This is a genomic window from Edaphobacter aggregans DSM 19364, assembly GCF_000745965.1.
In the GTDB taxonomy this organism is placed as follows: Bacteria; Acidobacteriota; Terriglobia; order Terriglobales; family Acidobacteriaceae; genus Edaphobacter; species Edaphobacter aggregans.
Genome location: NZ_JQKI01000001.1, coordinates 556,512 through 569,333 on the forward strand (window position 1 = coordinate 556,512; position 12,822 = coordinate 569,333).

Genomic DNA, 12,822 nt, shown 5'->3' on the forward strand with positions numbered 1-12,822 from the left:
ATGCGTGTTTTGGCCTTGTTATCGCCAATTGAGAATTACTTCCGGATTTGCCCGTATCCCGCTCATGATCAGCGATAAACGCTGGGCCCTGCGGATTGACTTGCTCGCGGCAGCTCTGCGAGACTCCCGCGTATGCGATACAGCGGCAAGGTGGAGTATGCCCATGCGCGGAGGATAAGGGAGCGGAATACTAATCTCTATCGATTGGCGCACTGGCCTATATGGATCTGGGTTTTTTTTCTGGTACCCGGCCCTTTGACCTTTACGCTGTTTGCGCGTGGGTTTGGCGGGGGGAATCTGGCGTGGCTGGCGGTGGTGCTGGCCGGAACGGGCGTGGCCGGTTTGTCTGGGCGGTTGCCGGGCGTGGAGCCACGGCCATACATCCTGCGCTTTGATGAGGCCAAGCCGAATCCGCTCTACCGGCGGGTGTGCTATACGTTCGCGTGGAACGCGGTGCTGAGTTTTGCGCTGCTTAACCTGAGTGGGCTAGCGATCGCGGCGGCGACCGGATCGTGGTACATGAAGCAGATTTACCACTATGCCTACCTGCCAGTGTGCGGAGCGGTTCTACTGCTGGGAGCCGCAGGCGCGTTGCCGCGTGTGGGGCGCTCGACCAAGGGCGAAGGCACGGAGAGGCGGTACTTCTACGGCTCGGTTTGGGCGGTGACGGTAGCGCAGACGCTGCTGCTGGCACTATGGCAGATACTGCCACCGACACGAACGGCGAACATCGTGAAGCTGTGTGTGTTTGTGGGTGCGCTGCTGCTGATGGGGCTGGCGGCATATCGCGGGGCGCTGCCGCGGACGCGTCCCATTGTGCCGGGGGAGTTGATGGTCGCGGACTGAGGTGCACGCCTGGCTCGCGGAGTCAGGCGTTTCGTTTCGAGTCACTCTCGGTTGGTCGGCAAACCGAAGATTGACGACTTATTCTCAATGAGTGTCTAGCGCTCTTACCGAGGACCGATCGGTACCGCGAAGTCTTGCTTATAGCTCCCTGAAGAGCGCTGTTCAAACTCACGCCCGCTGCTCTTCCAACGCCATTGCCAGTTCTTCCCACTCGGCTAACAAGGTCGTGCGCTCGCCGCGCAGGCGATCGAGTGTCTCGGCGTCTTTTTGCGATTGCTCCGCAGAGGTGAAGTTACCCAAACGCTCCTCAGCTGCGGCAATCTCTGATTCCAGGCGTGGGATCTCTTCTTCGGCGAACTTGAGGCGGTCTTCCATCTGTTTGAGCTTGATGGGATTGACGCGCTTGGTCGGAGCGGAGGCCACGGCGGGGACTTCAACGACAGGTGGGGCTTCGACGATGGGCGCGGGAGCGGGCGGAGCTTTGAGGTCGGCGGTGAGGGAGGCTTTTACCTTCTCGGGGCCGCCCTGTTTGCGCCAGAGGTAGTCCTCGTAGTTGCCGGGGTAGATGTGGACGCGCCTGTCTTCGACCTCGAAGACGCGTGTGGCGAGGCCGTCGATGAAGTAGCGGTCGTGCGAGACGAAGAGGACCGTGCCGGTGAAGTTGCGGATGGCGTCGAGCAGCACGTCCTTCGCGCGGAGGTCGAGGTGGTTGGTCGGCTCGTCGAGCAGCAGCATGTTCGAAGGCGAGACGAGCATCTTCGCCATGGCGTAGCGGTTGCGCTCGCCACCGGAGAGCACGCCGAGCTTCTTGAAGACGTCGTCGCCGGAGAACATGAAGCAGCCGAGGAGCGAGCGTAGTTCGACCACGGGGACTTTGGGGGCGGCGCCGGCGATGTCGTCGAGCATGACGGCGTTGGGGTCGAGGACCTTGTACTGGTCCTGCGCGAAGAAGTCGACGAGCGCGTTGTGGCCGTAGCGCACGGCTCCCGAGGTGGGAGCCTCCTGTTCGCTGAGGAGGCGGATGAGCGTCGATTTGCCCGCGCCGTTCGCGCCGACAAGAGCGATGCGGTCACCGCGCTCGATGGTGAAGTTGAGGTTGTCGAGGATGGTCTTCTGCTTGCCGTCGGGCGTGGGATAGACCTTCGTGAGGTTGTGCGCCTCGATGACGGTGCGGCCCGAGGCGGGTGGCTGCGGGATGGTGAAGTGGATCGTCGACTCTTCCTCGGGGACCTCGATGCGCTCGATCTTTTCGAGCTCCTTGATGCGCGACTGCACTTGCTTGGCCTTGGTGGCCTGGTAGCGGAAGCGATTGATGAAGGCCTCAAGCGCCTCGATGCGCTCGCGCTGGTTCTTGTACGCGTTCATCAGCTGTGTGCGTCGCTCTTCCTTCTGCTGCACGTACTTCTCATAGTTGCCGTGATACGTGTGCATGCGCTTGTTCCAGATCTCGACGGTCTTGTTGACCGTGACGTCGAGGAAGTAGCGGTCGTGCGAGATGAGGATGAAGGCGTTGGGGTAGTCGTGCAGGTACTGCTCGAGCCAGTTGCGGCTCTCGAGGTCCAGGTGGTTGGTGGGCTCGTCGAGCAGCAGCAGTGAGGGCTTCTGCAGCAGCAGCTTTGCGAGCGCGATGCGCATCTGCCAGCCGCCGGAGAACTCCTCCGTCTTGCGCTCCCAGTCTTCCTTCGTGAAGCCAAGGCCGCCGAGCACGGCTCCCACCTGCGAGTCGAGCGTGTAGATGTCGTGAACGTGAAGCTGGTCGGCGATGTCGGAGTAGCGCTCCGCAGCTGCTAAGTACTCCTTCGACTTCGGATCGGCCTCGGAGAGCGTGTGTGTCAGCTCGATGGACTCCTTCTCGAGCGCGTACAAGTGATCGAACACCGACAGGCACTCTTCGAAGACTGTCTTACCACGCATCGCGAGGCCGTCCTGCGGCAGGTAGCCGATCGTGGTGCCGCGCACGCGCGTCAGCTCGCCGTAGTCCAGCGACTCGATGCCGCCGAGGACTTTGAGCAGCGTCGACTTGCCCGTGCCGTTGCCGCCGACGAGGCCGGTGCGCTCGTCCGGCGTAATCAGCCAGTTCACGTCTTCAAATAGCAGTTTTTGGCCGAAGCGTTTGCCGGCCGAGATCAGTTGCAGCATTTATCCCTATTTTCGCATCTTCGTCACACCTTAATCTTTTTTGACCTTGCGATGACAACGCCCTGACACGTTGCCTCGTTGCGCGACCTACGCTGACCGAGGATTCAGCGCAGCCCTCCCCGTCTGCTGTTGGTTCCGAGCGCCGCAGCGGCACATCCTGCGGCGCGGCGCTCCCTGGGCCCGCGGGGCAAACCAGCATAAGGAGCAACACAATGAACGTATCTCCGAGAATGGCAGCAGGCATAACGCTTGCTTTATCGTTATCGTCCGCCGCCTTTGCACAGCGCTACGAGCAGGTCAACCTCGACGCCAACGTTCCCGGCGCCGCCGAATCACCTGATCCACAACTTATCAACGGCTGGGGCCTGGCCCGCAGCGCGGGCAGCTTCTGGTGGGTCTCCGACGAGGGCACTGGAGTAGCGACCCTCTACAACGGGGCCGGAGCCAAGCAGGGGCTCGTGGTCAAGATCCCGAAGAACGACCCCAACGATCCAACCTTCCCCAACGGCACTCCGACGGGGGTGATTCCCAACAGCAACACGACCGACTTTCCTGCCGCTCCGGGCAAGACTGCGGCGTTTATCTTCGCCACGCTCGACGGCAGCATTGCAGCGTGGAACCCGACCGTGGGCAACACGCCTAACGTTCCCGGCCCATCCACCAATGCAGTTACTGTGGTTCACACGAAGGACGGCTCCGAGAGCTTTACGGGACTTACCTCGGCCTTCATCGACGACAAGCGCTATCTCTACGTCGCCAACTTCCTCAAGGGGCGTATCGACGTCTTCGACAGCAGCTTTCAGCCAGTGCAGCTGAAGGCCGTCCGCGACCACGATCATGACTTCGACGATTTCTTTGGCGGCAACGAGAAGCCCTTTACGGACGAGCGTCTGCCGCGCAACTACGTTCCCTTCAACGTGCAGGCGATCGGCAACGACATCGTCGTCACGTATGCGCTGCACTTTGCCGGCGATCCGTTTGAGACGCCGGGGCCTGGGCTTGGCTTCGTCGATATCTACTCTTCAAAGGGCAAGCTGCTGCGCAGGCTCGAGCACGGCGACTGGCTGAACGCGCCGTGGGGCGTTGCACTGGCGCCGCTGGACTTCGGTAAGTTCAGCCATCGGCTGCTGGTCTCGAACTTCTCCGCCGGCGGAACCACGCAGTCGGCGGGCTTCATCTCGGCCTACGACCTCGACACGGGCAAGTTCGAGGGCTTGCTCCAGGATGTGAACGGAAAGCCGCTCTCGATCAACGGCATATGGTCGATCAGCTTTGCCAACAGCGCAACACCGAACAGCTACGACCCGGACGAGGCTCCGGCGTCGGAGCTGTACTTCACGGCCGGCCCCAACCAGGGCACCAACGGCCTCTTCGGATACCTGTTCCCGGTCGCAACCGACCAGGTTCAGGGAAATCAGCAGTAAAGAAAGGTGCGTCATCGGCATTGAGAGCCAAGGGACTTCGGTCCCTGGCTCTCCTTTTTGCGTTGCAGTCACTAGCACCACTGCGGGAGTTGGCGGCGCGGCGTTGCCATCTGGCGTGGACGTGGTGGGGCGAGACAACGGCGTATCGCTCTGCTAAGGTCAATCTTGAGAGTTTGATGACAGGCGAGCCACAACTTTTCCCGGATCACGAACCCACTGTGTTGCCTCCTCCCCCGAGCGGCCCTGACGCGACCCGGCGTGCGACTCCTGTCTGGCTGCAGCGACTCTCGCTCTTCGTGCTGGTGCTGTTCTGCGTGTACCTGGGTGTGCTGGTGATGGTGCTGCCGTGGTGGCCGCGCATCTGGGACCAGAACCTCTTCATCCTCTCCCATCCAACGCTGGCGGCCATCCTGCACAACGGAGCGGTCCGCGGTATGATCTCCGGGCTGGGGCTGCTGGATATCTGGATCGGCATCTCCGAGGCCGTGCACTATCGCGACTATCGCGGTTGACGCGTCGAACATTCTAAGGACCGCGAACAATGGCAACCGACTCCAAGAATCCGGCTGTGCCCCCAACTCCTGAGGCTCTTCCCAACGCTCCGCTCGCCTACCGGAATGATGACTTCCTCGGCTCGCCCGACGGCCGCATTCTGCGCATCCTTTCCGAGTATCAGGAGCCGCTCTCGCGCTTCCGTCGCGAGCGCATCCAGGACACGATCGTCTTCTTCGGCTCGGCACGCTTCCGCGCTCTCGATGTTGCTGCGGCGAACTTCGAGCTGCTGGCCAACACCGGCTCGCGCGAGCCTGCGGCCGAGCAGCCCGCCTCGCTCGAAGAGGTGGAGCACGGTAAGGCGACCGGAGCCCGTCTGCGCCTCGCCGGAGCGGCCATCGAGATGGCTGCCTACTACGAGGACGCGCGTGAGCTGGCGAACATGCTCGCGACGTGGGCCAAGTCGCTGCCCGGACCGCGTCACCGCTTCGTCATCACCTCGGGCGGAGGCCCCGGCATCATGGAGGCCGCCAATCGCGGAGCCTACGAGGCAGGCGCGAAGACGATCGGCCTGAACATCAAACTCCCCTTCGAGCAGCAGCCGAATCCTTACGTTACGCCCTCGCTCAACTTCGACTTCCACTACTTCTTCATGCGCAAGTACTGGCTCGTCTACCTGGCGAAGGCGCTGGTGATCTTTCCGGGAGGCTTCGGCACGCTCGACGAGATGTTCGAGATCCTGACACTGGCGCAGACGCACAAGCTGGCGAAGAAGATCACGGTCGTCATCTATGGAACGCCCTACTGGAAGAGCGTCATCAATCTCGACGTGCTTGCCGAGAAGGGAGCCATTGCGCCCGGAGACCTCGGACTGTTGCACTACGCCGATACGCCCCAGCAGGCCTTCGACATCCTCAAAGCGGGGCTCACGGAGAACCACCTCAACTCCGACTACGAGCGGGCGCAGCAGCAGGAGCGCGCCCGCCGCACGGCCGCCGATGCCAACATCCCGCACGACCCCGCACCGACGGCGCAGGAGATGATGGGTCCGGATATCGCTTCGACCCGGTGAAGTTTTTTGAGGCTTGGCACGGATCGACACTGGTCGCACCGATCTTCAGAGCAAGGTAATAATCAACAGCGTTGAAGTGGTCCTGACCGTCAGGCGCAGTCTGGATCTTCGCCTTCATTCATCTCTCTTTAATCCGTGTCATCGTAGCGATCCGTGCTAAGCCTTCTGGCAGGGTCTGTAACCTACTAAGTCACCTCGGCTTGCAAATATTGAAGCCTCATTCTCGGTGCAGTCATCGCCTCGTCACATTTCGCCCTCATACTGCCCCCGAGCAGGCTAAGACAACCCGGAGGGCGAATGAGCCAGTCCACTATCTCGTATCTGTGGCGCGAACCCGAGGCCGCCAAGGGCTTCACGACCGGCGTTTCACTGCACAGTCACACCAACCAATCCCACGAGACACTGGACTTCATCGCTGAGCTCTCGCGCGACTGGGGCTTTCTGCAGCCGATCATGCGCTGGGCTGAGGGCCGGTCGCATCGCCTCTCCGGCATCCGTCCCGACTACGCACACAGCTACTGGACTCCACCGCTGACGCCGCGCCTTGCCTTCGACCTCGAGAGCAAGCAGATCGAGGACCGCCTGCAGCTTCCGGCGCTGGTCTCCATTACCGACCACGACGACATCAACGCTCCTCTGCTGCTGCGCACGGTGCCGTCGGCGCGCCATATTCCGGTCTCGGTCGAGTGGACCGTGCCGTTCTACGAGAGCGCCTTCCACATCGGCGTCCACAATCTTCCCTCGGCCACTGGCATCGAGTGGATGGAGCGGATGCGCGCTTTCACGGCGATCCCCGTGGCCGAGCGCGCTCCGGGAATGCTGCGCGAGATCCTCGCCGAGCTCGACGAGATTCCGCAGGTGATGATCGTCTTCAACCACCCCATCTGGGACCTCTATCGCGTGGGCCACGCGCGGCACGAGGTGCTGGTGAACGAGTTCCTCGCCGTCTACGGGCAGTACATCCACGCGCTGGAGTTGAACGGTCTGCGCGACTGGAAGGAGAACCGCGAGGCCGCGACGCTTGCCGGCAAGTGGAACCAGCTCGTCATCTCGGGCGGCGACCGCCACGGCGTCGAGCCCAACGCGAACGTCAACCTGACGCGCGCGACCAGCTTCACGGAATTCGTCAACGAGGTGCGCCGCGAGCGCCAGAGCCACGTCCTCTATATGCCGCAGTACGCCGAGCCCTGGAAGCACCGCATCCTGCAGTCCACGCTCGACGCCATCCACGACTACCCGCACTTTCCCGAGGGCACGCAACGCTGGGACCAGCGGGTCTACCACCCGGACGCCAGCGGCAACATTCGGCCGCTCTCAGAGCTTTGGGCCTCCGAGGCCAAGCGGGCCCCGGTCTGGGTCAGCGCCCTCATCCACTCGGTCCGGATGATGGGAGCGGCGCCGCTCTCCGGGACGCTTCGTCTGGCCTGGGACGACTCCGCCAAGATGCGCGCCGCATTGGCAAAACAGGACGCCTGAGTCTGGTTACGAGGCTCGCACGAAGCCAGGGTTGAGCGCGCCAAGCTTCGTCTGCGACGCGACCTCCGGAGTCAGCGGGACCGAGAGGATGCCCGCGCTCAGGCGCCGGAAGATCGGGTTGACGACCGGCCCCCGCAGCAGCTGAGGCTCGCACGCCGCCTGGCGGCTCACCAGCAGCATGTCCGCCCCAGTCCGCTCGAAAAGCTGCGGCAGCAGCCGGCGCACCGGTCCCTGCTCCATGTGCAGGTCGATCTTCGGCGCGGACTCCAGCGATGCCGTGATGTCCTGCATCCACGCCTCGGCATACTCCTCGCCCAGCGGACCGGCGCTGCGCAGCGGGTGGGTCAACGAGCCTTCATCGACGTTCGGAATCACGTGAATCAGGTGCAGTATCGCGTTCGTCGCCGCCGCATAGCGCGCTCCGTAGCGAAGATGCGACGTTCCCTCCTCCGGGCTGCTCACCAGCGCGGCCAGGTGCTTCGCTCCCGCCGGAATCGGCTCGCCGACCAGCGTCCTTCCCAGCGTCCAGACAGGGATCGGCAGCTGCTCTATCAGCTTCGCCCGTAGCGAGCGATGCCACGGTCGCGGCAATCCCGACTGGTCCGATGGGGGCAGCAGGAGAAGCGTGTCTCGCATGTTCTCGCAGAAGCTCGCGATCTCCTGGGCCGGATCGCCATCAAGCAGCAGACGATCGCAGTTCGGATAGTTGTCCGCCTCCGCAAAGAACGACTCAAGCCGGCTGCGCGCATCGCGATACAACCCTCGCCGCGAGTCGTATACATGCAGGATCGTCAGCCGGCAGCCAAGCTGGTCAACCCATCGCGCCACCGCGGGAATCGCTGAGTGGCAGGCATCAGAGAAGTTCGTAGCAAAGACGATATGAACGGTGCGGTCCAGCATGTTGGATATCTCCTGTTGGAAAAGTCAAAATACAAAGCCGTCGACCGGCTGCACATCGCGCAGCCGCGGCCACGGAACCGGCTGTGGCAGCGGCCGCTCGTCGAACTGCATCTGCTCGCGAAGGTTCAGCTCGATCGTCCTTGAGAGCGCGGTCATCGGCGTGTCGTGAATCGTGTTGTCGAACGGATTCGCAATCTCGCGGCTCATCAGATCGGCCGCGATAAACGTGAATGAGATCAGCGTCGAAGCCAGCGGGGTCATCAACCCCAGGTCCTCCACAACGGCCAGCGGAAGCAGCCAGCAGAAGACATCCACCAGCACGCGCGGAAGATAGTCGAATTGCCGCGGCAGCGGGGTGTTCTTGATGCGCTCGCACGCGCCCTGGATATTCGCGAGCGCATTGAGGTTCTCATCGATCGCAGTCCACCGAAACGTATCGAGCAGCGTCTTCTGGTGCGCCTCGCGCAGAAGGTTGCCCATCGTCATCAGGATCGCTGCGGGAACATTCGCGTAGCTGCGCAGACGAGCCGTAGCCTCCTCTCCCAGCACGCACACCAGCTCAGGAAACGGAGTTTGCCTCCGCAGATGGCAACGCAGCGCATGCGCAAAGGCGATCTGGTTCAGCACCAGCTGCTGCCGGATGGACACCCTGCCCTCAACCGCAGGCTCGTCTTCGATCATCGTCAGGAACTGCCGCGCCAGCGAGCGCGAGGTGTTGATCAGCGAGCCCCACAGACTCCGCGCCTCCCACCATCGCGCATAAGCAGCATTCGTCCGAAAGGCGAGAAAGATCGTCAGAGCCGAAGCCAGCGGAGCGATCGGCAGCCCGTTCAACGAGATCCACTGATGGTGAAAGACCGAGTAGATCACTGCAATCGTGCAGTCGAACACCAGCAGGATCAGTAGCCGCTTCCACGCATAGGGCCAGATTCGTTTCAGCGGTATGCGGTCGCGGACGATCATGCTCTCAATCCCTCCATGGCGATTAGAGCGGCAATCCCCCGCAATCGCGTCCTATCTTGCAGATTGTCTTTGGCGATGACCGAACGACATCGCGCAGCCTATCTTTCGGCCATTCGTGGCGCCTTGCGATAGCTTTGCGTCTAATGTAGTAAGGATGCCCACACCCGAAGCACGCCGACGAAGACGCCGCATACGTTTGAGCAATCGCGTGCGCAAACTAACGGCGAGCAAGCCCCGGATGCTGCTCCTTGGTATCTCCATCGTCGCGATCCTCGTCTTGCTGGAGTGGCGCTACGACTTCGACTTCTCACTCGGAATCCTCTACGTCTTCCCGGTCATGATCGCCGGCTCCGTGCTCACACGTCCGCAAATCGTAGTTGCCGCCGTCTTCTGCGCATACACCCGCGGCCTCTTCACGGCCGACGAGACCCAGCTGGAACACACGCTCCGCTTCGTGATGGCCACCATCGCCTACACCGGCTGCGGTCTGCTCATCTACCAGGTCACGGAATCGCGCCGCGTCATGCTCGCCCACTACGCTCGCCTCCGCTTCGAACAGTCGCTGCGCCGCAACGCTCAAGAGCAGCTTCGCCAACTCGCCGAGAGCAGCCCCGCCGCAATCCTGACCGTAGGCGCGCTGGGAGAGATCCTCGCCGCCAACGCCGCGGCGGAAGAGATCTTTGCCGCCAATGGCTCAGGTCTCACCGGCAGACAGGTACGCGATCTTGTGCCGATGTTCGATGATGCCCTTCGCCTGCCCGAAGAGATCAGCGGTATCCGCACCCAGGCCCACACCTGGGCCCGGCGCGCCGACAACTCGCACTTTCCCGCGGCGACCTGGTTTTCCATCTATGGCAAGGGAGAAGGCCGCCGCCTTGCCGCAATTGTCGTCGACATCTCCGACGAGGTCCGCGAGCGCGAGCAGGCACACTATGAAGACCTCGTGCACCAGAACCGCGTCTTCGCGGGAGCCGTCTCCCACGAGATCCGTAACCTCTGCGCCGCCATCGCCGTCGTTCAGCAGAATCTCGAAAAGCACACCAGCCTCGCCGGCGACGATGACTTCGAAGCCATGCGCAAGCTTGTCTCCGGCCTCGGACACATCTCCACCTTCGACCTGCGCAACCAGAGCCGCGCCCAGCTCGCTCCCGTCGACCTCGCCGATCTCGCCGACGAGCTTCGCGTCATCATCGGACAGGACTGGCGCGAAGCTGGCGGCGAGGTCGTCTGGCGTATCGATCCCTTCTTCCCGCTCGTCCAGGCCGACCGCCACGGCCTCCTGCAGATCATGCTCAACCTCTCGCAGAACGCCCTCCGGGCCGTCGAGCACTCCGACCGAAGGCAACTCATCGTTGAGCCCCGCGTTGAAGATGCCTTCGCCGTTGTCCGCATCTCCGACACCGGCCACGGCGTCCGCAATCCATCCATACTCTTCCAGGCCTTTCGTCCCGGCCACGACAGCGGCGGCTCCGGCCTCGGCCTCTACGTCTCCCGCGCCATGGCCAAAAGCTTCGGCGGCGACCTGCGCTACGTCCTCGTTGAAGACGGTGGCTGCTTCGAGGTCGTGCTTCGACTCGCCACCGCCGATGTCGACGATGAAGTGAGCGTGCCCTCATGAGCTCACTAAACACCGCCACAACTCCGGTCCGAATGTATCTGCTCGACGACCACGCGCTCTTCCGTGAGGGCCTACTGCGCCTGCTCGCGGCTGACCCCGCCCTTGAAGTGGTCGGCCAGAGCGGCAATCCCTCCGCCGCGCTCAGCGAGATCCTCTCCACCGCCCCTGACCTCCTCAGCCTGGACTACGATCTCGGCAGCGAGACCGCGACGCAGTTCATGGGCGCGCTTCGTGAGCGAGGATTCACGGGCCGCGTGCTGCTTGTCACCGCCGGCCTTCCCGACGCCGACGCCCTTCGCCTCATCCGTATGGGAATCTCGGGAATCTTCCACAAGCAGAACACGCCAGAAGACCTCCACCGCGCAATCTTCGAAGTCGCCGCCGGTCGCGTCCTTATCGATCAGGAGTACCTGCAGGCCATCGTCGCCGCCGGACAGCCACCCGAGCTCCCGCGCTTCACCGAGCGCGAGCGCTCCACCATGCGCCTCCTCCTGCAAGGCAAGGCCAACAAAGAAATAGCCGCCGAGTTCGGCGTCTCCGAGAGCGCCGTCAAAGCAACTCTCCAGCAGCTCTTCTCGAAGACCGGTGTGCGCACCCGCTCGCAGCTCGTCCTGCTCGCCATCGAAAAATACCGCGATGAAATTTGACCCATTGCAGACACCACAGCCTCAAGTAAAGTAGTTGCCATGACCGCGCCGCGCGTCGCCTACCTGCCCGACTCCTTCCACGAAGTCAACGGCGTCGCGCATACCAGCCGCAACTTCGTCGCCTACGCCCAGCGCCATGGCCTGCCGTTTCTCTGCGTCCGCGCCGGAACGCGCGTGCAGACGTTTGAGCAGACCGAGCAGCTTGGCACGCTTGAGCTTCGCCGCTCCCGCGTCTCCATCCGCATGGAGAAGGACCTCGACTTCGACCCGCTCTTCTGGCGCCACGCCAACGGCATCGAGCGCGAGCTTGCGCGCTTCCGGCCCGACCTGATTCACATCACCGGCCCCAGCGAGCTGGGGATATTCGGCGCCTACTTTGCCTGGCGGCAGGGCGTTCCTCTGGCGGCCTCGTGGCACACCAACGTTCACGAGTACGCTGCCCGCCGCCTCGACTGGCTCACGCGGCACCTCGCAGCGCGATCTGCCGCCACGCTCGCCCAGAGCGTCGAGGATGGCGCGCTCTGGGCGACCTCGCGCTTCTACTCGCTGGCCCGCGTTCTCTTCGCGCCCAACCAGGAGCTGTGCACGATGCTCGAGCGCACCACGGGACGGCCCTGCCACCTGATGCAGCGCGGCGTCGACACCGCGCAGTTTTCACCGCAACACCGCACGCGCGCCGACGACAACCACACGCTGGTGCTCGGCTACGTCGGCCGGCTCTCTGTTGAGAAAAACGTTTCGCTTCTCGCGAAGATCGCGCGCGAGCTGCTCGCCCTGGGCATCATGGACTTCCGCTTCCTCATCGTCGGCCATGGCAGCGAAGAGGCCGCGCTGCGCGCCTCACTCACCCGCGCTGACTTCGCCGGAGTGCTGCGCGGCGCGACGCTCGCCCAGGCCTACGCCAACATGGACCTGCTCGTCTTCCCCTCGCACACCGATACCTTCGGCAACGTCGTCCTCGAGGCGCTCTCGAGCGGCGTCCCCGCAGTGGTCACCCCCTCGGGCGGACCAAAGTACATCGTCCGCGAGGGCGAGACAGGCTTCATCGCGCCCGATGCAGGCTTTGCTTCGGTGATCGCGACGCTGGCACGGGATCGAGATCGTCTTACGCAGATGCGCGCCGCCGCGCGCGCCTACGCGCTGACATGTAGCTGGGATGCTGTCTTTACGCGAGTCTACGAGGGTTATCGCGACGCGCTTCCGCCGCAGTTCGGCACGGAACCGGCTTTGGCAGCCGGTGCGTGA

Annotated in this window: 11 protein-coding genes; 8 read left to right on the forward strand and 3 right to left on the reverse strand. The window is 63.1% G+C overall.

What is annotated here, in order from left to right; genetic code table 11:
• The first annotated feature begins 132 nt into the window (after positions 1-132).
• A complete protein-coding gene (locus Q363_RS02495) occupies positions 133-846 on the forward strand; it encodes a hypothetical protein (RefSeq protein ID WP_035347520.1) in 714 nt (237 codons plus the stop codon).
• A 168-nt stretch (positions 847-1,014) separates the two neighbouring features.
• Here the strand turns inward: Q363_RS02495 and Q363_RS02500 are convergent, their stop codons facing one another.
• On the reverse strand, positions 1,015-2,985 hold the full coding sequence (locus Q363_RS02500) for an ABC-F family ATP-binding cassette domain-containing protein (RefSeq protein ID WP_035347522.1): 1,971 nt from the start codon (positions 2,983-2,985) through the stop codon (positions 1,015-1,017).
• A gap of 212 nt (positions 2,986-3,197) precedes the next feature.
• Here Q363_RS02500 and Q363_RS02505 point away from each other — a divergent pair, with 212 nt between their 5' ends.
• The 4 genes from Q363_RS02505 to Q363_RS02520 all read left to right on the forward strand — a co-directional run bounded on the left by Q363_RS02505 (position 3,198) and on the right by Q363_RS02520 (position 7,449).
• Positions 3,198-4,409 carry a TIGR03118 family protein gene (locus tag Q363_RS02505; RefSeq protein ID WP_051978259.1) on the forward strand — a complete coding sequence of 404 codons (1,212 nt, stop codon included), beginning with the start codon at positions 3,198-3,200 and terminating at the stop codon, positions 4,407-4,409.
• Between the two features lie 62 nt (positions 4,410-4,471).
• A complete protein-coding gene (locus Q363_RS02510; protein ID WP_245631988.1) occupies positions 4,472-4,921 on the forward strand; it encodes a hypothetical protein in 450 nt (149 codons plus the stop codon).
• Positions 4,922-4,950: 29 nt separating this feature from the next.
• The gene (locus tag Q363_RS02515; RefSeq protein WP_035347528.1) at positions 4,951-5,973 is read left to right on the forward strand and encodes an LOG family protein; all 1,023 of its coding nucleotides are present in this window, start codon (positions 4,951-4,953) and stop codon (positions 5,971-5,973) included.
• Between the two features lie 297 nt (positions 5,974-6,270).
• Entirely contained in the window at positions 6,271-7,449 is a 1,179-nt protein-coding gene (locus Q363_RS02520; protein ID WP_035347530.1) for a hypothetical protein, read from the forward strand.
• Between the two features lie 6 nt (positions 7,450-7,455).
• On the opposite strand, the gene Q363_RS02525 is transcribed toward Q363_RS02520, so the two are convergent.
• Complete coding sequence (locus tag Q363_RS02525; protein WP_051978260.1) at positions 7,456-8,349, reverse strand: universal stress protein; 894 nt, start codon at positions 8,347-8,349, stop codon at positions 7,456-7,458.
• A 24-nt stretch (positions 8,350-8,373) separates the two neighbouring features.
• On the reverse strand, positions 8,374-9,312 hold the full coding sequence (locus Q363_RS02530) for a bestrophin family protein (protein ID WP_035347532.1): 939 nt from the start codon (positions 9,310-9,312) through the stop codon (positions 8,374-8,376).
• A 208-nt stretch (positions 9,313-9,520) separates the two neighbouring features.
• On the opposite strand from Q363_RS02530, the gene Q363_RS02535 reads away from it, so the two are divergent.
• From Q363_RS02535 to Q363_RS02545, 3 genes are read left to right on the forward strand one after another with little or no spacing between them, the layout of a single operon-like run.
• A complete protein-coding gene (locus Q363_RS02535; RefSeq protein ID WP_211256104.1) occupies positions 9,521-10,930 on the forward strand; it encodes a sensor histidine kinase in 1,410 nt (469 codons plus the stop codon).
• Positions 10,927-11,577 (forward strand): LuxR C-terminal-related transcriptional regulator, encoded by a 651-nt coding sequence (locus Q363_RS02540; protein WP_035347534.1) that lies wholly within the window; start codon positions 10,927-10,929, stop codon positions 11,575-11,577. Before Q363_RS02535 ends, Q363_RS02540 begins: the two co-directional genes overlap by 4 nt.
• A gap of 39 nt (positions 11,578-11,616) precedes the next feature.
• Complete coding sequence (locus Q363_RS02545; protein WP_035347535.1) at positions 11,617-12,822, forward strand: glycosyltransferase; 1,206 nt, start codon at positions 11,617-11,619, stop codon at positions 12,820-12,822.